This is a genomic window from Oscillibacter valericigenes, assembly GCF_016902445.1.
GTDB lineage: Bacteria > Bacillota > Clostridia > Oscillospirales > Oscillospiraceae > Oscillibacter > Oscillibacter avistercoris.
The window spans coordinates 47,783-67,971 of sequence record NZ_JACSNX010000008.1 but is presented as its reverse complement, the minus strand read 5'-3'; the positions used below and the strand labels follow the sequence as shown (position 1 = coordinate 67,971).

The window sequence follows — 20,189 nt, the reverse complement described above, 5'->3', positions numbered from 1 at the left end:
CGGGACCTTCTCTTCTGCCCTGCGCTTTCACAGCAGCCCGCCGAGACACAGCACGACCAGCGTGGTGACAATGCCGCACAGGCCGATGGCAAGGCCGCTCATGGCGCCCTCCGTCTCTCCCAGCTCCAGGGCCCGGGCGGTGCCCATGGCGTGGCTGCAGGCGCCGATGCCCAGTCCCGCCGCCACCGGGTCCTTCACCCGGAACAGGCGGATCAGGAACGGGGCGCACAGATTCCCCAGGATGCCGGTGTAGATCACCGCCGCCACGGTGATGGATACGATGCCGCCCTGACCCTCCGCCAGTGCCGTGGCGATGGGGGTGGTGACGGACTTGGGCAGGAGGGAGACCGTCAGCTCCCGGTCCAGGCCGAACAGACGGCACAGCCCCCAGATGCTGAGCACGGAGGTCAGCGCCCCCGCCGCACAGCCCGCCAGGATGGGCAGCAGGTTCTTCTTCAGCTGGTCGATCTGGGCGTAGATGGTCACCGCCAGGCAGACCGTGGCCGGCCCCAGAAAGAGGTTGATGAGGCTGCCGCCGGCGTTGTAGGCCTCATACGGGATGTCGAAGATCACCAGCACGGCGACGATCATCCCCACCGCCAGCACCAGGCCGTTGCAGATCACAAGGCCGGTCCTTTTCTGGATCCTGCATCCCGCCCAGTAGGCCAGGATGGTCAGCGTCACCCCGAAGAAGGGGGACTCCCACAGGGCGCTCATCTCCGCTTCCCCCTCTCCAGCAGGCGGCTGGTGAGCCGCACGGTCCACACCGTGACGGCAAAGGTGGCCGCCAGAGACACGGTGCAGATGACGATCAGCGCCGCCAGATTCTCCCGCAGCACGTCCACATAGTTCAGGATGCTGACGCCGGCGGGGATGAAGAAGAAGGGGAGATTTCCCAGCAGATAGTCCGATTTCTCCCGGATGTGTTCTGTCCGCACCACGCCCGCAAGCAGCAGAAGCAGGAGCAGCAGCATGCCGATGATGCTGGCCGGCAGGGTGAAGGGCAGCACCTGTTCGATGCAGGCGCTGATCCAGCAGATGCCGAAGATGATGCCGATTTGGGTCAGAAGTTTCAAAACAGCCGCCTCTCCCGGCGGTCCCCCGCCGCGTTTCTTTGCGCCGTCTTTTCAGCAGACGCGGATTTTTTAACTTTTTTATTCTACGGAGGCGGCAGGAGAATGTCAAATCCCTCCGCTCTCTTTTTGAGCCGCCGGGGCAAATTTCAGCAAAACCGCACAAGGCCCCGCCTTGCAGAGGCGGGGCCTTGTCCAGGTCGTCCAAAAGATCTCCTGCGGACAGCGGCGGGCCGTGGCACTCAGAGAGGCATCTGCCGCTCCAGCTCCCGGCGGAAGTCCGGATGGGCGATGGCGATCAGCGCCCGGGCCCGCTCCAGTGTGCTCTTGTACTTCAGGTCCGCCACGCCGTACTCCGTCACCACGTACTGCACGCAGGTGCGGGGCGTGGTCACCACGCTGCCGGGAGTCAGCTGGGGCACGATCTTGGAGCGGAGCACCCCTGCCTTGTCCCGGTAGCTGGACCGGAGGGCCAGGATGCTCTTGCCCCCCTCAGACCACTGGGCGCCCAGGATCCACTCCAGCTGGCCGCCGGTGCCGGAGTACTGCCGGGGGCCGATGGACTCGGCGTTCACCTGGCCGGTGAGGTCGATCTCCAGGGCGTTGTTCACGGAGATCACCCGGTCGTTCCGGGCGATGTTCCGGGCGTCGTTCACCCAGCTGAGCTCCCGCTGGCAGAAGACCGGATTGCCGCCGGCAAAGTCCCACAGCTCCTGCCCGCCCACCAGATGGCCGCATACCGTTCGGCCGGGGCAGGTCTGCTTGCGGCTGTTGTTCACCACACCGCTGCGCATCAGCTCCATGACGCCGGTGCTCAGCACCTCCGTCTGGATGCCCAGGTCCCGCTTCCCCGCGTGGACCAAACACTCTCCCACGATGTTGGCAAGGCCCCCGAGCCCCAGCTGGAGGCAGGCGCCGTCCGGCACCAGCTCCGCAATGTAGCCGGCGATGCGGCGGTCCGCCTCGTTCCCGGCCGCGACGGGCGTCTCCACCAGAGGCCGGTCTGAGGATATGATCCCGTCCACCTCCGAGACATGGAGGCGGGTGTGGCACGCTCCGTCGCTGGCGATGTCAGGCAGCCTGGGATTCACCTCCACCAGCACCAGCTCGCACTGCTCAAGCAGCCTCCGGTGCAGTGACGCCGCCCACAGGGAGCGGCTCATCCACCCGTCTGCGTCCGGGGGCGAACAGGTCAGGGCCGCCACCCGGGGCTTTCGGGACCTGAGCCAGTCCACGGTCTGGCTCAGGTTGGTGGGGACGAAGCGGACGTTCCCCATGGGCGCCAGGCTCCGCTCCACACCGTAGAAGTTGGAGTCATAGGTCACCTGGCCTGCCAGCTCCGGCGTCAGCAGCCGGGTCCCCGCCGGGATGAAATGGCCGTGGATGGCCACATGGCCGCCTGTTTTCAGCAGGCGCTCCGCCAGGGCGCTGTCCAGCTCCCACGGCCAGTTGGCCATGGCCGCAAACGCCAGGACATCCCCGTCCCGGATCAGCTCCGCCGCCTCCCGGGCAGTCATCTGCAGCGCCTGGTACTGAGCCTGCCAGTCTTTGATCCCCGCGCAGCGTCCCCGTCGGGTGGTGGTCAGTGTCGTCATCATCATTCTCCTTTGCCGCGCATTTCCGGAGGGTCATCCGGTTCGGCGCTGTTTTTCATTGTACCGCACATTCCGTCCCGGCACAATCCTCTTTTTTATCAGGTTAGTTCACACAAATTTTATGTTTTTTTGCTTGCGCCCGGCGGACCGGCATGCTATACTTGCGTTGTTCTTGATTTTTTTTCATGGAGGTGCATCTTGCAGAAGCGCAGTCACAAACTGCTGGCCGCCACTCTTCTGGAAAATGTCCAGGGATTCCAGGCCAGACGATTCGAGCTTGCTTTCCTGTTCGGCTCCTTTCAGCCGGACTGCAACCCCCTGACCTATCTCAAGGGCTCCCTGCGGGCCTATAAGTTCCGGGGGCATAACTACTCCAATTCCCAGCGCTACATCTACTCCCGCATCTCCCGCCTCCAGCGCCGTGAGCGCTGGACCATGTGGCAGTATTACACCCTTGGCAAGCTGACCCACTATCTGGCAGACGCTTTCACCTATCCCCACAACGAAAACTATCCCGACAGCATGCTCTGCCACCACCAGTATGAGACCGACCTCCGGTCCTATCTGGAGGAGTACCTGGCCAAGCGCGCCATCCGGCAGGAGAAGTTCCGCCAGGACGTGGTGAGCGCCCTGCAGGAGCTGCACCGCCAGTACATGGCCGGTGTGGCGGATATGCGCAAGGATGTGCAGTTTATCCTGAAGGCCACCTCCATGCTGATGGCCGGCTGCATGCCGGTGCCCGCCGCCGCAGCAGCCTGATCCCCCCGCTTTGGGGAAACCGCACATAGCCCGGAGCCATCCATTTTCATTCTTTGGAAGCATTGTCAATTTTCATTTGCTTTTTCTGGTGTTATTCTGAAACCAGAAAGAGTAGCAGAAAGGAATCCCTGTCATGACCAACATCACCCGTTCCGCCGAATACCGCTACTTTAGCTTTACCTACTTTATGGGTAAGGCTTATTTGGGTTTGGCTGAAAACGTGCGTGATCGTGTCTGACGCTTTGTAAAAGGCTATCAGTGCATGACGACCCGCAGCCGAACCGGCTGCGGGTCTTTTTTGTACCGGCCAACTTATTTCGTAGGAGGAATCCCATATGATCGTCGTTCTGAAACCCAATCCCAACCGGGACCAGCTGGAGAGCCTCATCGCCTGGCTCCAGGAAAAGGGCATCATCATCCACACCAGCATCGGTGAGGCCCACACCATCCTGGGCCTGGTGGGCGACACCAGCCAGCTGGACATCGACCTGATCGCCGCCCTGGACATTGTGGAGGACGTGAAGCGGGTCCAGGAGCCCTACAAGAACGCCAACCGGAAGTTCCATCCGGCGGACACCGTAGTGAAGGTGGGCGATACCCAGATCGGCGGCGGCAGCCTGACCCTGATGGCAGGTCCCTGCTCCGTGGAGAGCGAGGAGCAGGTGGTGGCCATCGCCAAGGCGGTAAAGGCCAGCGGCGCCACCATGCTGCGGGGCGGCGCCTTCAAGCCCCGGACCTCTCCCTACTCCTTCCAGGGCCTGGGCGCCACGGGCCTGGAGTACCTGAAGGTGGCCCGGCAGGAGACGGGCCTGCCCATCGTCTCCGAGCTGATGGACCTGAGCCAGCTGCCCCTCTTCAAGGACGTAGACGTGATCCAGATCGGCGCCCGGAACATGCAGAACTTCGACCTGCTCAAGGCCGTGGGCCATCAGGACAAGCCCGTCATGATCAAGCGGGGCATGTCCGCCACCTATGAGGAGTGGCTGATGAGCGCCGAGTACGTCATGGCCGGCGGCAACGAGAATGTGATCCTCTGCGAGCGGGGCATCCGCACCTTTGAGAGCTACACCCGCAACACCCTGGACCTGGCCTGCATCCCCGTGCTGCGGAAGCTGACCCATCTGCCCATCATCATCGACCCCAGCCACGCCACCGGCAAGAGCTGGCTGGTGGACCCCCTGGCCATGGGCGCCGTGGCCACCGGCGCGGACGGCCTGCTGATCGAGGTCCACAACGATCCGGCCCACGCCCTGTGCGACGGGCCCCAGTCCCTGAAGCCGGAGGCCTTCGACAAGCTGGCCCGCAAGCTGCTGAAGCTCCACGGCTTCATGCAGACCGTGGAGGAATGAGCCATGAATGTCGCCATCGTCGGCCTGGGCCTCATCGGCGGGTCCATGGCCAAGAGCATCAAAAACCGCACCGCCCACACGGTCTGGGGCGCGGACCTGAACAGTGAGACCATGACCATGGCCCGGATGTGCGGCGCCATCGACGCCCCTCTGACGGAGGAGAACCTGCCCCAGGCGGAGCTGATCCTGGTGGCCATCCGGCCCGGCGCCGCCATCGAGTGGGTCCGGCAGCATGCGCCGCTGATCTCCAAGTCCGCCATTCTGGTGGATCTGTGCGGCGTGAAGCGGACCGTGGTGGCTTCCATCGCCCCCGTCGCGGAACAGTACGGCTTTGCCTACATCGGCGGCCACCCCATGGCGGGACGGGAGCGGGGCGGCTTCACCGCCTCCACCGAGGATCTGTACGTGGGCGCCTCCATGATCCTGACGCCGGACAAGCGGACGGACATGCGGCTGCTGGAGACCCTGAAGGCCTTCTTCCTGGACCTGGGCTTTGCGGGCCTCACCTTCTCCACCCCGGAGGAGCACGACCGCATCATCGCCTTCACCTCCCAGCTGGCCCACATCGTGTCCAGCGCCTACGTGAAGTCGCCGGAGGCCCAGCGCCGCCGCGGCTTCTCCGCCGGCAGCTTCCAGGACATGACCCGTGTGGCCCGGCTGGACGAGGACATGTGGACGGAGCTGTTCCTGGACGACGAGGACTTCCTGACAAAGGAGCTGGACGAGCTGATCGGCCACCTGACGGACTACCGCAACGCCCTGCAGGACAGGGACGCCCAGCGGCTCCACGACCTGCTGAAGGAGGGCCGGGAGCTGAAGGCCACCGCCGGCGGCAACTGATCCATTTTCGGCCGCCGCTGCGCAGACTATTCTATAAAGGAGTTTTTCCATGACTGACTCCATCCGAACCATTCCCGTCCGGGTCCAGCCGTCCTACGATGTCTCCATCGGCAGCGGCCTGCTGGGCCGGTGCGGAGACTACCTGGCCGCCCTGCTGGGGCAGCGGAAGATCGCTGTCCTGACGGACGACACCGTGGCCCCCCTGTACCTGGATACCGTCACCGCCGCCCTGGAGGGCGCCGGTTTTACGGTCTGCTCCCACGTGTTCCCGGCGGGGGAGGGGCACAAGGACCTCTCCACCCTGGCAGAGCTGCTGGAATTTCTGTCGTCGGAGCACCTGACCCGCACCGACTGCGTGGCCGCCCTGGGGGGCGGCGTGGTGGGGGACATGGCGGGCTTTGCCGCCGCCGTCTACCTCCGTGGCATCCGGTATGTCCAGCTGCCCACTACGCTTTTGGCGGCGGTGGACTCCTCCGTGGGCGGCAAGACCGCCGTGGACCTGACCGCCGGAAAGAACCTGGCCGGGGCCTTCTGCCAGCCCGCCGCCGTGATCTGCGACACGGACTGCCTGAAGACGCTCCCCCCCGACGTGTTCGCCGACGGGGCCGCCGAGGCCGTCAAGACCGGCGTCCTCTCCGATGAGGGGCTGTTCGCCCTGTTTGAGGACGGCACCCTCACCGCCGACCCGGGGGAGGTCATCGCCCGGTGCGTGGCCTACAAGGCCGGCGTGGTGGAGCGGGACGAAAAAGAGCAGGGGGAGCGGAAGCTCCTGAACCTGGGCCACACCGTGGGCCATGCCATCGAGAAGTGCAGCGGCTATGCCATCCCCCACGGCCACGCCGTGGCGGCGGGGCTGGCCGTCATCGCCCGGTCCGCCGAGACCCTGGGCTGGACGAAGGAACCCATTGCCGGACGCATTGCCGCCTGTCTCGCCAAAAACGGCCTGCCCACGGGCACGGACTTCTCCGCCGAAGCCCTGGCGGAGGCGGCCCTCTCCGACAAAAAGCGCGCCGGCGGGGACATCACCCTGGTGATCCCCCGGAAAATCGGCGCCTGCCAGCTGCGGAAGGTGCCGGTGGCGGAGCTGCTGCCCATCATCCGGGCGGGACTGGAGGCGTAAATGGACCTTCAGATCATCCCGAAAAAACTCTCCGGCGCCGTGACGCCGCCCCCCAGCAAGTCCCAGGCCCACCGGCTGCTGATTGCCGCCGCCCTCAGCGGCGGGAGAAGCGTCCTCCACGGTCTGGCGGACTCCCAGGACATCCAGGCCACCCGCCGGTGCCTCACCGCCCTGGGGGCCGGGATGGAGGACCTGCCGGACGGCGGACTCCGGATCCATGGGTTGGGAAATTCCGTTGTCCAGGCGGGCCCCGCCCCCATTCTGGACTGCGGCGAGTCCGGCTCCACTTTGCGGTTCCTCATCCCCGTGGCCCTGCTGGTGCAGGGGGAGGCGTCCTTCACCGGCCGCGGCCGGCTGATGGAGCGCCCGCTGAAACCCTATGAGGACCTGTTCCGGGAGAAGGGCGTCGCCTGGAAGCTGGAGGACAACGTCCTCACCGTGAACGGCGGCCGGGGGTACGATGCCCTGGCCCTGGACTCCGGCGCCTACCGCCTGCCCGGCAACGTGTCCAGCCAGTTCTTCACCGGGCTGCTGTTCGCCCTGCCCCTGCTGAACGGGGACTCCATTCTGGTATCCACCACGCCTCTGGAGAGCCGGGACTACCTGGAGATGACCCGGCAGGCACTGGCCGCCGCCGGCGTCACCACCCGGTGGGCAGACGAAAACACCCTCTGTGTCCCCGGCGGCCAGGCCTACCAGCCCTTTACGGCCACAGCGGAGGCGGACTGGTCCCAGGCGGGGTTCTGGTACGCCGCTGATTTCCTGGACAGCCAGGTGGAGACCCGGGGCCTGGACCCGGACTCCGCCCAGGGGGACAAGGTGGTCAGCGAACTCTACTGGAAGCTGGCCCGGCCGGGAGATGCGGAGATCGACGTCTCCGGCTGTCCCGATCTGCTGCCGCCCCTGGCGGTGATGGCGGCGGTGCGCTCCGGCACCACTTGTTTTACGAATGCCGCGCGACTGCGGATGAAGGAGAGCGACCGGCTCGCCACCACCGCCGCGGCACTGACCGCCCTGGGGGGCCGGGCGGAGGAGGGCCCGGACTTTCTGACGGTCCGGGGCGGTCCCCTCGCCGGCGGCACCGTGGACTGCGCCAACGACCATCGGATCGCCATGGCGGCGGCCATCGCCGCCACCGCCTGCTCCGGTCCCGTCACCGTTTTGGGAGCCGAGTGCGTGCAAAAATCCTACCCGGATTTCTGGGAGGTCTACAAGACCCTGGGAGGTGACATCCATGTCCTCTGAGTTTGGAAATCTGCTGAAGATCTCCGTGTTCGGCCAGTCTCACGGAAAGGCCATCGGCGTGGTGGTAGACGGCCTGCCCGCCGGGGAGGCCATCGACCTGGAGGAGCTGGACCGCTTCCTGGACCGGCGCCGGACCGGCAAGAACCGCCTGTCCACCGCCCGGAAGGAGTCCGATGTGCCGGTGTTCCTCTCCGGCCTGGAAAACGGCGTCACCTGCGGCGCGCCGCTGTGCGCCGTCATCGAAAACGGCGACCAGCACTCGTCAGACTACAGCGAGCTCCGGGACAAGCCCCGGCCCGGCCACGCGGACTACACTGCCTATGTGAAGTGGAGAGACCAGGCGGACATGCGGGGCGGCGGCCACTTCTCCGGCCGGCTGACGGCGCCCCTGTGTATTGCCGGCGGCATCGCCAGGCAGATCCTCTCCCGCCGGGGCGTGTATGTGGGGGCCCACCTCTGGTCCGTGGGGACGGAGCAGGACGCCCCCTTCCCCCTGCGGCCCACGAAGGAGCTGTTTGAAACGGTGGCCGCCAAGCCCTTCCCGGTGCTGGACGACCAGGCGGGGGAGCGGATGCAGGCATTGATCCTGGAGGCCCGGCAGAACCTGGACTCCGTGGGCGGCGTCATCGAGTGCGCGGCCGTCGGCCTGCCCGCTGGGCTGGGGGACCCCATGTTCGGCGGCGTGGAAAACCGGCTGGCGGCGGCCCTCTTCGGCATCCCCGCCGTGAAGGGCGTGGAGTTCGGGGACGGCTTCGCCGCCGCCCGGTCCTGCGGCTCCGCCAACAATGACCCCTTCCGTATGGAGGACGGCCGGGTGGTGACGGAGACCAACCACGCCGGCGGCATCCTGGGGGGCATCACCAGCGGCATGCCCCTGGTCCTGCGGACGGCCATGAAGCCCACGCCGTCCATCGCCCGGCCCCAGCGGACCGTCAGCCTGTCCGCCGGGGAGAATACAGACCTTGTGATCCACGGTCGGCATGACCCCTGCATCGCCCACCGGGCCGTCCCGGTGGTGGAGGCGGTCACCGCCGCCGTTTTGCTAGACTTACTATTGGAGGGAAATCATGGAACTTTCTGAAATTCGCGAGAAGATCGACGCAGTGGATGACCAGCTGCTGGACCTGTTCCTGGAGCGGATGCACCTGTCCGAAGAGGTGGCCGCCTACAAGAACGAGCACCACCTGCCCATCCTGAACAAGGAGCGGGAGCGGGCCATCCTGGCCAAGGTGACGGAGAAGTCCGGGGAGAAGGAGCGGTACGCCTACCACCTGTTCTCCACCCTGTTTGAGCTGGCCCGGTCCCGGCAGGCAGAGCTGATCGACGCCCCCACCAAGGTGGGCGCCCAGATCAAGGCCGCCCTGGCGGACATCAACGCCGTGTTCCCCCAGACGGGCCTGGTGGCCTGCCAGGGCGTGGAGGGCGCCAACTCCCAGGTGGCCTGCGACCGGCTGCTGCCCCGGGGCAACATCGTCTATGTCAAGACCTTCCAGGCGGTGGTGTCCGCCGTGGAGTCGGGCCTGTGCAAGTTCGGCGTGCTGCCCATCGAGAACAGCTCCAACGGCTCTGTCCGGGCAGTGTACGAGCTGCTCCAGGACCACAACCTGTCCATTGTCCGCTCCACTCGGCTGTGCATCCGCCACGAGCTGCTGGCCCTGCCCGGCGTGAAGATGAGCGACATCACGGAGATCTACTCCCACGAGCAGGCCATCGGCCAGTGCAGCAAGTTCCTGAACGGCCTCAACGGCGTGCGGGTGATCCCCTGCGACAACACCGCCATGGCCGCCAAGATGGTGGCGGAGCGGGGCGACCGCCACGCGGCCGCCATCTCCTCCCACCCCTGCGCCGCTCTGTACGGTCTGGAGACCATCAACGACGAGATCCAGGACAGCGACAACAACTACACCCGCTTCATCTGCGTCACCAAGGACCCCGTCATCTACGCCGGCGCCAACCGGATCAGCCTGATCATCGCCTGTGACAACAAGCCCGGTGCCCTGTACGAGATCCTCTCCAAGCTGGCGGCCCTGGGCATCAACATGACGAAACTGGAGTCCTGCCCCGTCACGGGCCGGAACTTCGAGTTCATCTTCTTCCTGGAGCTGGAGGCCTCCGTCCAGGAGCCGGGCGTCCTGGCCATGCTGGAGGAGCTGGAGCGCAGCTGCGCCGGCTTCCACTTCCTGGGCAACTACGCCGAAGTCTGAGCCATGGGCGAACGCGTTTACGGCCTGCTGGGCCGGAAGCTGGGGCACAGCTGGTCCGTGCCCATCCACACCGCCCTGGGCTGCGCCGGCTACCGCCTTATCGAGCTGGAGCCGGAGGAGCTGGCCCCCTTCCTCCGCCGGGAGGATATCGGCGGGCTCAACGTCACCATTCCCTACAAACGGGACGTGATGCCCCTGTGCGATGTCATCGACCCGGCGGCGGAGGCCATCGGCAGCGTCAACACCATTGTCCGCCGGCCCGACGGCAAGCTGATGGGCTGCAACACGGATATCGACGGCTTTCGCTACATGGCCCGCCGGGCGGGCATCTCCCTGGCCGGAAAGAAAGTCGTCATCCTGGGCAGCGGCGGGGCGTCCCTGACGGCCCAGGCCGCCGCCCGGCAGGAGGGGGCGGCGGAGATCACGGTGATCTCCCGCTCCGGCCCGGACAACTATGAGAACCTGGGCCGCCACGCCGACGCCCAGGTGCTGGTAAACACCACCCCGGTGGGCATGTACCCCAAAAACGGCGAACAGCCGGTGGATCTGGCGGTCTTCCCCGCCCTGGAGGGGGTGCTGGACGTCATCTACAACCCCCGCCGCACGGCGCTGCTGCTCCAGGCGGAGGAGCGGGGCATCCCCTGCTCCGACGGGCTGCCCATGCTGGTGGCCCAGGCGTCCGCGGCGGAGGAGCGGTTCTTCGGCAAGACCATCCCCGCCGGCGAGAACGAACACATCCTGGCCCAGCTCCGGAGGGAGATGACCAACATCGTCCTCATCGGCATGCCCGGCAGCGGCAAGACCACGGTGGGGGAGACCCTCTCCCGCCTCACCGGCCGGGAGGCCGTGGACCTGGATCAAATGATCGCGGCCGACGCCGGCTGCTCCATCCCGGAGATCTTCTCCCGGGAGGGGGAGTCCGGCTTCCGGGCCCGGGAGGCCGCCGCGGCGGCAGAGGCCGGGAAGCGCACCGGCGTCATCCTGCTCACCGGCGGCGGCATCGTCAAGACGGCGGCCAACTACGGCGCCCTGCATCAGAACGGCCGCATCTATCAGCTGGTGCGGGACCTCTCCCTGCTGCCCACCGAGGGCCGGCCTCTGTCCCAGGGGGCGGACCTTGAAGCCATGTGGCGGGAGCGGGCGCCCCTGTACCGGCGGTTCCGGGACGCGGAGATCGACAACAGCGGCGCGGTGGAGGACACCGCCGCCGCCATCTGGAGGGATTTTTGTGAACATTCTGGTACTTAACGGCCCCAACATGAACATGCTGGGCATCCGCCAGCCGGAGATCTACGGCCGCGAGACCTATGAGGACCTGAAGACCATGATCCAGGCGGAGGCCGACAAGCTGGGAGTCACCGTCTCCTTCTTCCAGTCCAACCACGAGGGAGCCCTGGTGGACGCCATCCAGCAGGCTTATTTTGACCATGTGGACGGCATCATCATCAACCCCGGCGCCTACACCCACACCAGCGTGGCCCTGCTGGACGCAGTGAAATCTGTGGGCATCCCCACGGTGGAGGTCCACGTGTCCGACCCGGACAGCCGGGAGGAGTTCCGCCATGTGTCCTACATCCGGGCGGCCTGCACGGCCACCATCAAGGGCCGGGGACTGCCGGGATATCTGGACGCTCTGCGGCTCCTCTGCGGCGCGGACGCTTGACAAACCGCGGCCTCTGGCGGATAATATGCCCATACCCCATTGGGTATCCGGGAGGTGTCGGTATGAGACAATGCATGGACGCGGACAATCTGCACCGGCGGCTGAAGAAGATCATCGGCCAGGTGCAGGCCATCGACCGCATGGTGGACGAGGACGTGCCCTGCGAGGACGTGCTGTCCCAGATCAACGCCGCCAAGTCCGCCCTCCACAAGTGCGGGCAGGTGGTCCTGGAGGGACACATCCAGCACTGCGTCCGGGACGGCATCCAGCACGGCGACGCGGACAAGACCATCGAGAGCTTCACCAAGGCGGTGGAGCGGTTCTCCAACATGGGATAAGAAAAAGAGGCGCCTGCGGCGCCTCTTTTTCTTTAGAGTGGAGAGGGAAGATAAGAGATAAAAGATAAAGGATAAAAGATGCTTTTCTCCAGGGGCTATCTCTTATCCTTTATCTTTTCACTTTTATCTGTTCAGGGTCTTGCGCATGGCGTAGTTGGTCAGCACCTGCCCCCGCACCGGCACCTGCTGCTCCCGCTCCACCTGGTAGTCCCTGTGGAGGAAAAACGGCAGGGCCGTCTTGGAGGCGTGGACGGTGACGGCGGTCAGCCCCATCTCCCGGCAGTGTTCCTCCAGCGCGTCGCAGAGGGCCGTGGCGACGCCCCGGCCCTGGCAGTCCCACCGGACGAACAGGTGGTCCAGATAACCGGTGCCGTCCACGTTGCCGTAGCCCGCGATCCGGCCGTCGATCTCTGCCACCAGGGTGTACAGACGGCGGAACCAGTCGTCCCGGGTCAGCAGGTCCGCCTCCCCGGCGGCCCAGGCCTCCGCCTGGGCGGGAGTATAGTCCCGGATATTCACCCGCCGGACCGTCTCGCCGAACAAGCGGGACAGGGCGGGCAGGTCCTCGGTGCGGTAGCGGCGAAGGTCCATGGGATGCTCCTTTCCGTCGGGATGTCCCCGTAGGGGCCGGCCTGTGTGTCGGCCCGTTTTTCGATGATGAAACGGCCCGGCCCCCAATGACGGACCGGCCCCCGTTCCATGCCGTAGGGGCGGCAATCTGCCGCCCGGGGAACCGGTGCGGAACTGGCGGACGGGCGAACACATAGGTCCGCCCCTACGGGGTCATGCTTCCCATTCAGATTTGTGCTCCTCCCACCAGGCTGGGAAGTAGGGGTCTTTGGGGGAGAGAGTGGGCAAAATCGGTAATAACACAGCAGCAGTAGAGCTTTCAGTTTTAATAAATGGTCGAAACATTTTAGTTGCATATCCTAAATGCAAGAAGTTTAAAATAACACCGATGTCTTTTGTCCAAACATTTGAATCGTAGTTAATCGCAGCAGAAGATGGAGTTATAATTTCAGAATATGATACATCATGTAATTGACTGTATAAATATGCAATCGTACTTTTATTTTTTAAAATCTCTTTTTTATCAAAGACAATTTGCTTTGAATTTTCTGAAAAACCGGTTTCTTTAGTAAATAATGTAGCTCCTATAAAGTCTACAGAATCTTTAGTTGCTAAGCATCTATTAAATATTGCCTGGACATTGCCCTCATTCAGTTCCAGCGGCTGAAAGCCCTCAGTCTTGATAATCGGTTTTTTATTGAGAAAGCCCATCGCACGATCCCCCTCCCGCGCCGGAGCGGCGCTGAAATTCAGATAAACCCATTATATGGACCGCCGCCCCAAAAGGCAAGGCCGGGCGCATCTTTTCCTTGACAGAGGCCTTCCTCTGGTGTACGATACTTATACCCCTATAGGTATAAAGAAAGGATGTGACCCCCGTGATCCATGCCCTGGAGCGGTTTCTGGAGTGGGGCGGCGTGAAGAAGGACGTGACCTGTCTGGTCCTCTCCGGCGTCGCCCTGCTCGTCAGCATCTTCGACCTCCTGCCCCAGCTGCCCTTTGACGCCGCCTGGGCGGCGGTGCTCCTCTGCGGCGTCCCTATCATCCTGGAGGCAATTATCGGCCTGGTGACGGCCTTTGACATCAAGGCGGACGTGCTGGTGTCCATCGCCCTCATCGCCTCCCTCCTCATCGGGGAGGACTTCGCCGCCGGCGAGGTGGCCTTCATCATGCAGCTGGGGGCCCTGCTGGAGGACCTGACCGTGGCAAAGGCCCGGGCAGGCATCGAGAAGCTGGTGCATCTGACCCCCCAGACCGCCCGCAGGCTCCGTGACGGCGGGGAGGAGGTCATCCCGGCGGAGCAGGTGGCGGTGGACGACGTGCTCCGGGTCCTGCCGGGGGAGACCGTCCCCGTGGACGGCGTCATCCTCACGGGACACACCTCCATCAACCAGGCGGTGATGACCGGCGAGTCCCTGCCCGTGGACAAGGGGCCGGGGGACCAGGTGTCCAGCGGCACGGTGAACCAGTTCGGCGCCTTCGAGATGCGGGCCGCCAAGGTGGGGGAGGACAGCTCCATCCAGCGGATGATCCGGCTGGTCCAGTCCGCCGACGCCGGCAAGGCCAGGATCGTGGGGCTGGCGGACCGCTGGGCCACCTGGATCGTGGTGGCGGCCCTGACCGCCGCCGCCCTGACGGGCCTCCTTACCCGGGACCCCATTCGGGCGGTGACCATCCTGGTGGTGTTCTGCCCCTGCGCCCTGGTGCTGGCCACGCCCACCGCCATCATGGCCGCCATCGGCAACGCCACGAAGCACAGCTTCCTGGTGCGGGAGGGGGATGCCCTGGAACGGCTGGCCTCCGTCTCCCAGGTGACCTTTGACAAGACCGGCACCCTGACCTTCGGCGCCCCCCAGGTGACGGCGGTGGAGAGCATTCTTCCGGACATCTCCCGGCAGGACCTCTACGGCTGGACCGCCGGGGCGGAGCTCCGGTCCGAGCACCCGCTGGGCCGGGCCATCGCCCAGGGCTGGCGGACCGAGACCGGCGAGGCGCCGCCGGAGGCGGAGGACTTCCAGATGCTCCCCGGCCGGGGCGTGTCCGCCACGGTGAGGGGCCATCTGGTCATCGCCGGCAACCGGGAGCTGCTGACGGAGCGGAACATCCCCTGGGAGCCCCTGTCCCAGGCCGCAGCCCCCGCACGGGAGCAGGGCTGCACCGTCATTTACATCGCCGTGGACGGACGTCCGGCGGGCTTTCTGGCCCTGGCGGACACCCTGCGGCCCGACGCCGCCCAGACCATCCGGAATGTCCAGGCCGCCGGCGTCACGCCGGTGCTGCTGACCGGCGACCACGAGAAGGCCGCCCGCCACATCGCCGGGGAGCTGGGCATCTCCGCCTTCCAGGCGGAGTGCCTGCCGGAGGACAAGCTGGCCTGGATCGACCGCAGCCAGCAGACGGGTAAGCTGGTGTGCATGGTGGGGGACGGCATCAACGACGCTCCCGCCCTGAAGCGGGCCCACGTGGGCATCGCCATGGGCGGCGTGGGCAGCGACATCGCCGTGGACGCGGCGGACATCGCCCTGGTGAACGACGACATCCGGGAGCTGCCCCACCTGCTGGCCCTCTCCAGGCGGATGATGCGGACCATCAAGGTCAATCTGACCTTTTCCATGACCCTGAATTTCCTCGCCATCGCCCTGGCCATCACCGGCATTCTGGATCCGGTGGTGGGCGCCCTGGTCCACAATGCCGGGTCGGTGCTGGTGATCGTCAACTCCTCCCTGCTGCTGAAGTGGCGGAAGCGGGCATGATACCCGCCGGGGGCGCACGGCCCCGGCGCCCGTGTCTGCCCGCGCCGCGGCCGAAGGCCTCCGGGTCCCGGAAGCCGCCGGTCTGACCTCTTTCCAAAAATGCGCGCCCCCGGGTCGTTCCGGGGGCGCGTTCGTCTCTCAACTATCGTGTTGTCAGCCCTTCAGAGTGTTCAGCAGATGCCGGATGTGGATGCTCATGGCGTGGCGGGCACCCACCTCGTCCCGCTGCATCAGAAAGTCCAGGATCGTATAGTTGTCGGCAATGGCGATGCTCTGCATGTGCTCCCGGTTGACGGAGACCTGCATGATCTCATTGACCGCACTGTTGATGATGGGATACAGCCGCCGCATATATTCGTTGTGGGACGCCTTGATGATGGCCATGTGGAACTCCTGATCCGCCAGGGCCCAGTCGCCCCCCGCCTTGGCGATGCGCTCCATCCGCTCCGCCTTCTGCCGGATCTGGGCCAGCTCCTCGTCGGTGCCCCGCTGACAGGCCAGGGCCACGGTGGCAGGCTCAAAGATCAGGCGCATCTCAAAGAGATCCCTGGCCCGCACCCGGGAGCGCAGGCTGGACAGGGCCGTCAGGTCCACGCCGCTGTCCGGCAGGTCCTGGACCACGAACGTGCCCTTGCCCCGGCGGATCTCCAGCACCCCCTGGGCCACCAGGAAGGAGATGGCCTCCCGCAGGGTGGTGCGGCTGACATGCAGGGACTCGCTGAGTTCGTTCTCATTGGGGAGCTTGCTGCCCGGGGCAAACTGCCGCTCCTCCATGATCAGCTCATACAGGCGGTCCGCCGTCCGCTCCGACAGCTTCACCTTTCTTCCGTCTCCCATGCCCTGCCTCCCTTTCCTGCCGCAGATCGTGTTTTGGCACAGATTCCCCTCTTGACATCACATCTCTTTTAGGGTACAATGACATCATACAACAGATTTAAAAATAATACAACTCTTTTTTTGAAAAATGTGAGGTGAGCCGCTTTTGACAGCCCAGACCTTGTTTTCTCACCGGGTCTCCATCATCACCGGCCATTACGGCACGGGAAAGACAGAGCTCTCCGTCAATCTGGCACTGGCTCTGGCCGCTGAGGGCAAGCGGGTCATGCTGGCGGACCTGGACATCGTCAACCCCTATTTCCGCTCCCGGGAGCGGCGGCCCCAGCTGGAGGCCGCGGGCATCCAGGTGATCTCCTCCTCCCAGGCCTGCTCGGACGCGGACGTCCCCGCTCTGCCGGCGGAGCTGCTGGCCATTCTGGAGAACCGGGATATCCGGGGGATCCTGGACATCGGCGGCGACCCGGTGGGCGCCCGGGTGCTGGCCCGGTTCCAGCCCAAGATCGTCCAGGAGGACTATCAGCTGATCTTCGTGCTCAACGCCAACCGGCCGGAGGTGCGGGAGGCAGAACATGCCATCGCCTATCTCCGGTCCATCGAGGCCGTCACCGGCCTTACCTGTTCGGGCATCGTGAACAACACCCATCTGTGCGGCGAGACCACGCCTGCGGAGATCCGCAAGGGCGCGGCCCTGGCGGAAGCCGTCTCCCGGCAGACGGGGATCCCCATCCTCTGCCACACGGCAGAGGTCCGTTTTGCGGATGCTGTGTCAGACCTGAGGGAACCCGTGTTCCCTATCACCATAAACATGAAAAAGCCGTGGGAGCGCTGACCCCGCGGCAGGGAGAAAAGGAGGCGTCTTCAGACATGACAGCCAAGGTAACCTTCAACTCTGACCGGTGCAAGGGATGTGAGCTGTGCACCACCGTGTGCCCGAAACACATCGTGGCCATCGATCAGACCGTCATCAACCGGAAGGGCTATCACCCCGCCCACGTGACGGACATCACGGCGTGCATCGCCTGCGCCAGCTGCGCAAAGATCTGCCCGGATTCCATCATCACCGTGGAAAAATTCTGAAAAAGGAGGTCATTGACGGTGGAAAAAGAACTTTGGAAAGGCAATGAAGCCATTGCCGAGGCAGCCATTCGTGCCGGCTGCGACTGCTTCTTCGGCTATCCCATCACTCCCCAGAGCGAGGTCCCGGAATACATGTCCGCCCATCTGCCCAAGGCAGGCGGCGTGTTCGTCCAGGCAGAATCCGAGGTCGCTGCCATCAACATGGTGTACGGCGCCGCCGGCGCCGGCATGCGGGCCATGACCTCTTCCTCCTCTCCCGGCATCAGCCTGAAGCAGGAGGGCATCAGCTACATGGCGGGCGCCGAGCTGCCCTGCGTCATCGTCAACTGCATGCGCGGCGGCCCGGGCCTGGGCACCATCCAGCCCGGCCAGGGCGACTACTACCAGGCCACCCGCGGCGGCGGCAACGGCGACTACCGGACCGTGGTCCTCTCTCCCTCCAACGTGCAGGAGGCGGTGGACTTCGTCCAGGAGGCCTTTGACATCGCCGACCAGTACCGCAACCCCGTCATGGTGGTCATGGACGGCCTGATTGGCCAGATGATGGAGCCCATCGAGTGGCGTCCCGTCCCCAAGCGGGATCTGCCGCCCAAGGACTGGGCCACCACCGGCCGCAAGGAGCGGGATCACAACAACATCATCAACTCCCTGTACATGGACCCCGATGAGTGTGACCGTCACAACGAGCACCTGCGGGAGAAGTACGATCTGATGGCAAAGAACGAGCTCCGCTATGAGGAGATCCAGTGCGACGACGCAGAGGTGGTCATCACCGCTTACGGCACCCCTGCCCGGATCGCCCTGACCGCCATCGAGACCCTGCGCGCCGAGGGTCTGAAGGTGGGCCTGTTCCGGCCCATCACCCTGTGGCCCTTCCCGGAGGAAGCGCTGCGCACCCTCTCCAAGTCCGATCACGTGAAGGCGTTCCTGGACGTGGAGATGAGCTCCTGCGGCCAGATGATCGACGATGTGCGGCTGTCCGTGGAGGGCAGAAAGCCCATCCACTACCTGGGCCACGCCGGCGGCGTGATGCCCACGGTGGAAGAGATGGTGGATGCGGCAAAGGCCGCCTTGAAGGAGGGCAAGTGACATGGCAATCGTATATGAGAAATCCAAGGGCCTGACGGATGCGGAGCTCCACTACTGCCCCGGCTGCCACCACGGCATCATCCACAAGCTGGTGGCGGAGTCCCTGGTGGAGCTGGGCCTGCTGGACGACGCCATCGGCGTCTGCCCCGTCGGCTGCTCCGTCTTCGCCTTCAAGTACTTCAACTGTGACATGCAGGAGGCCGCTCACGGCCGTGCTCCTGCCGCTGCCACCGGCATCAAGCGCACCCATCCCCATCAGGCGGTGTTTACATACCAGGGCGACGGCGACCTGGCCTCCATCGGCGCGGCGGAGATCGTCCACGCCGCCATGCGTGGCGAGAAGTTCACCACCATCTTCGTCAACAATGCCATTTACGGCATGACCGGCGGCCAGATGGCCCCCACCACCCTGATCGGCCAGAAGGCCACCACCTGCCAGGAGGGCCGCACCAAGGAACAGGCCGGTATGCCCATCCGCATGGCGGAGCTGCTGTCCACTCTGGACGGCTGTGTCTATGCCGAGCGGGTCTGCGTCACTGACATCGCCAACATCAACAAGGCCAAGCGTGCCATCAAGAAGGCCTTCCAGAAGCAGATGAACAATGAGGGCTTCACCTTCATCGAGGTGCTGTCCACCTGTCCCACCAACTGGGGCATGACGCCGCTGAAGGCCAACGAGTGGCTGAAGGACAACATGGTCCCGTACTATCCTCTGGGCGTCATCAAAGAGACGGCTCCGGAGAACGCGGAGGTGAAGTGAGATGAAGAAAGAGATCATCATTTCCGGTTTCGGCGGCCAGGGCGGTCTGGCCATCGGCAAGAATCTGGCGGAGGCCGGCATGGCCGAGGGCCTGAATGTCACCTGGGCCCCCTCCTACGGTCCCGAGATGCGGGGCGGCACCGCCAACTGCTCCGTCGTTCTGTCTGACAAGCCGGTGGGCTCCCCCGTGTTCGCCCATCCCACGGAGCTGATCGCCCTGAACGAGCCCTCTCTGGCCAAGTTTGAGGCCGGCGTGGTCCCCGGCGGTTCCGTCTTCGTCAACAGCGACGTGGTGACCGACAAGGTCACCCGCCCGGATCTGAAGGCCTATTACATCCCCTGCTCCCAGATCGCTGACGAGGTGGGCAACCCTAAGGTCAGCAACATGGTGATGCTGGGCGCCTATGTGGCCGGCACCAAGGTCCTGAAGCCGGAGACCATCGAGAAGATGATCCAGGAGATGTTCACCGGCTCCAAGGCCAAGTTCGTCCCCCTGAACATCGAGGCGTTCCACCGCGGCATGGCCTGCATCGAGTGATCCCTGTCCCTCGAAGGGGCCGGTGAGCGTGCTCACCGGCCCCTTTTTTCCAGGCCGCCGGACTTTCTGTGCATTTTAACAGTTGACTTTGTCTCTGTATCAGCGTATAAAAGAATCCATAGACGAATAGAGCGATCATGCGCAGATCGGGACATGCCGAAGATCTCTCTCCCCTGCAGAGAGCCGCCGGACGGTGCAAGGCGGCGGGGATGGGTCTTGCGGTCTCCCCCGGGAGCAGTGCGCGGAACGGGAGCCCTCCTCAGTACGCCGCACCGGCCGCCCCCCGTTACCAGGGTCAATGAGAGGCCGCCGTTCCGGCGGCAATGAGAGTGGTACCACGGAAGTTTGACTTTCGCCTCTCCTGTCTGACGGCAGGAGT

At 64.9% G+C, this 20,189-nt stretch carries 22 protein-coding genes; 16 read left to right on the top strand and 6 right to left on the bottom strand.

The annotated features are described in order from the left end of the window. Window positions 1-27: 27 nt before the first annotated feature. From H9X91_RS07580 to H9X91_RS07570, 3 genes are all read right to left on the bottom strand, one after another. Window positions 28-717, bottom strand: a complete 690-nt coding sequence (locus H9X91_RS07580) for an LrgB family protein (RefSeq protein ID WP_204804023.1) — start codon at window positions 715-717, stop codon at window positions 28-30. Further along, entirely contained in the window at window positions 714-1,076 is a 363-nt protein-coding gene (locus H9X91_RS07575) for a CidA/LrgA family protein (protein WP_204804021.1), read from the bottom strand. Before H9X91_RS07575 ends, H9X91_RS07580 begins: the two co-directional genes overlap by 4 nt. Before the next feature lie 239 nt (window positions 1,077-1,315). Further along, window positions 1,316-2,668 (bottom strand): acetyl-CoA hydrolase/transferase family protein, encoded by a 1,353-nt coding sequence (locus H9X91_RS07570; protein WP_204804019.1) that lies wholly within the window; start codon window positions 2,666-2,668, stop codon window positions 1,316-1,318. 198 nt (window positions 2,669-2,866) lie between these two features. Here H9X91_RS07570 and H9X91_RS07565 point away from each other — a divergent pair, with 198 nt between their 5' ends. The 10 genes from H9X91_RS07565 (at window position 2,867) to H9X91_RS07520 (ending at window position 12,186) form a co-directional block, all read left to right on the top strand. Further along, window positions 2,867-3,427 carry a zinc dependent phospholipase C family protein gene (locus tag H9X91_RS07565; RefSeq protein ID WP_204804017.1) on the top strand — a complete coding sequence of 187 codons (561 nt, stop codon included), beginning with the start codon at window positions 2,867-2,869 and terminating at the stop codon, window positions 3,425-3,427. A gap of 335 nt (window positions 3,428-3,762) precedes the next feature. After that, window positions 3,763-4,776, top strand: coding sequence for a 3-deoxy-7-phosphoheptulonate synthase (gene aroF / locus H9X91_RS07560; protein WP_204804015.1), 1,014 nt, complete (start codon window positions 3,763-3,765; stop codon window positions 4,774-4,776). 3 nt (window positions 4,777-4,779) lie between these two features. Further along, window positions 4,780-5,616, top strand: a complete 837-nt coding sequence (locus H9X91_RS07555; RefSeq protein WP_204804013.1) for a prephenate dehydrogenase — start codon at window positions 4,780-4,782, stop codon at window positions 5,614-5,616. 49 nt (window positions 5,617-5,665) lie between these two features. Continuing rightward, a complete protein-coding gene (aroB, locus tag H9X91_RS07550; RefSeq protein WP_204804011.1) occupies window positions 5,666-6,736 on the top strand; it encodes a 3-dehydroquinate synthase in 1,071 nt (356 codons plus the stop codon). Beyond that, the gene (locus H9X91_RS07545; protein WP_204804008.1) at window positions 6,737-7,981 is read left to right on the top strand and encodes a 3-phosphoshikimate 1-carboxyvinyltransferase; all 1,245 of its coding nucleotides are present in this window, start codon (window positions 6,737-6,739) and stop codon (window positions 7,979-7,981) included. Next, complete coding sequence (aroC, locus tag H9X91_RS07540) at window positions 7,971-9,062, top strand: chorismate synthase (RefSeq protein ID WP_204804006.1); 1,092 nt, start codon at window positions 7,971-7,973, stop codon at window positions 9,060-9,062. Before H9X91_RS07545 ends, aroC begins: the two co-directional genes overlap by 11 nt. Next, window positions 9,049-10,185 carry a bifunctional chorismate mutase/prephenate dehydratase gene (locus tag H9X91_RS07535; protein ID WP_204804004.1) on the top strand — a complete coding sequence of 379 codons (1,137 nt, stop codon included), beginning with the start codon at window positions 9,049-9,051 and terminating at the stop codon, window positions 10,183-10,185. Before aroC ends, H9X91_RS07535 begins: the two co-directional genes overlap by 14 nt. Window positions 10,186-10,188: 3 nt before the next feature. Then, entirely contained in the window at window positions 10,189-11,433 is a 1,245-nt protein-coding gene (locus H9X91_RS07530) for a shikimate kinase (protein ID WP_204804002.1), read from the top strand. After that, window positions 11,414-11,848 carry a type II 3-dehydroquinate dehydratase gene (aroQ, locus tag H9X91_RS07525; RefSeq protein ID WP_204804000.1) on the top strand — a complete coding sequence of 145 codons (435 nt, stop codon included), beginning with the start codon at window positions 11,414-11,416 and terminating at the stop codon, window positions 11,846-11,848. Before H9X91_RS07530 ends, aroQ begins: the two co-directional genes overlap by 20 nt. A gap of 62 nt (window positions 11,849-11,910) precedes the next feature. Then, complete coding sequence (locus H9X91_RS07520; protein ID WP_025545246.1) at window positions 11,911-12,186, top strand: metal-sensing transcriptional repressor; 276 nt, start codon at window positions 11,911-11,913, stop codon at window positions 12,184-12,186. Window positions 12,187-12,309: 123 nt separating this feature from the next. On the opposite strand, the gene H9X91_RS07515 is transcribed toward H9X91_RS07520, so the two are convergent. Continuing rightward, window positions 12,310-12,777 carry a GNAT family N-acetyltransferase gene (locus H9X91_RS07515; RefSeq protein WP_204803998.1) on the bottom strand — a complete coding sequence of 156 codons (468 nt, stop codon included), beginning with the start codon at window positions 12,775-12,777 and terminating at the stop codon, window positions 12,310-12,312. A 192-nt stretch (window positions 12,778-12,969) separates the two neighbouring features. Continuing rightward, window positions 12,970-13,467, bottom strand: a complete 498-nt coding sequence (locus tag H9X91_RS07510; RefSeq protein WP_204803996.1) for a hypothetical protein — start codon at window positions 13,465-13,467, stop codon at window positions 12,970-12,972. 158 nt (window positions 13,468-13,625) lie between these two features. Here H9X91_RS07510 and H9X91_RS07505 point away from each other — a divergent pair, with 158 nt between their 5' ends. Continuing rightward, the gene (locus tag H9X91_RS07505) at window positions 13,626-15,509 is read left to right on the top strand and encodes a heavy metal translocating P-type ATPase (protein WP_204803994.1); all 1,884 of its coding nucleotides are present in this window, start codon (window positions 13,626-13,628) and stop codon (window positions 15,507-15,509) included. A gap of 153 nt (window positions 15,510-15,662) precedes the next feature. Here the strand turns inward: H9X91_RS07505 and H9X91_RS14610 are convergent, their stop codons facing one another. Beyond that, window positions 15,663-16,346 carry a FadR/GntR family transcriptional regulator gene (locus H9X91_RS14610; RefSeq protein ID WP_204803992.1) on the bottom strand — a complete coding sequence of 228 codons (684 nt, stop codon included), beginning with the start codon at window positions 16,344-16,346 and terminating at the stop codon, window positions 15,663-15,665. Window positions 16,347-16,491: 145 nt separating this feature from the next. Here H9X91_RS14610 and H9X91_RS07495 point away from each other — a divergent pair, with 145 nt between their 5' ends. Genes H9X91_RS07495 through H9X91_RS07475 form a run of 5 tightly spaced genes read left to right on the top strand, consistent with a single transcriptional unit; the run spans window position 16,492 to window position 19,810 of the window. Beyond that, window positions 16,492-17,175, top strand: a complete 684-nt coding sequence (locus H9X91_RS07495; RefSeq protein ID WP_204803990.1) for a nucleotide-binding protein — start codon at window positions 16,492-16,494, stop codon at window positions 17,173-17,175. Window positions 17,176-17,210: 35 nt separating this feature from the next. Next, a complete protein-coding gene (locus tag H9X91_RS07490; protein WP_204803988.1) occupies window positions 17,211-17,423 on the top strand; it encodes a 4Fe-4S dicluster domain-containing protein in 213 nt (70 codons plus the stop codon). Between the two features lie 18 nt (window positions 17,424-17,441). After that, window positions 17,442-18,512: a 3-methyl-2-oxobutanoate dehydrogenase subunit VorB gene (locus tag H9X91_RS07485; RefSeq protein WP_204803986.1), complete on the top strand. Its 1,071-nt coding sequence runs from the start codon at window positions 17,442-17,444 to the stop codon at window positions 18,510-18,512. 1 nt (window position 18,513) lies between these two features. Then, complete coding sequence (locus tag H9X91_RS07480) at window positions 18,514-19,272, top strand: thiamine pyrophosphate-dependent enzyme (protein WP_204803985.1); 759 nt, start codon at window positions 18,514-18,516, stop codon at window positions 19,270-19,272. Window position 19,273: 1 nt separating this feature from the next. Next, window positions 19,274-19,810 (top strand): 2-oxoacid:acceptor oxidoreductase family protein, encoded by a 537-nt coding sequence (locus H9X91_RS07475; RefSeq protein ID WP_204803984.1) that lies wholly within the window; start codon window positions 19,274-19,276, stop codon window positions 19,808-19,810. The last annotated feature ends 379 nt before the right edge of the window (window positions 19,811-20,189 follow it).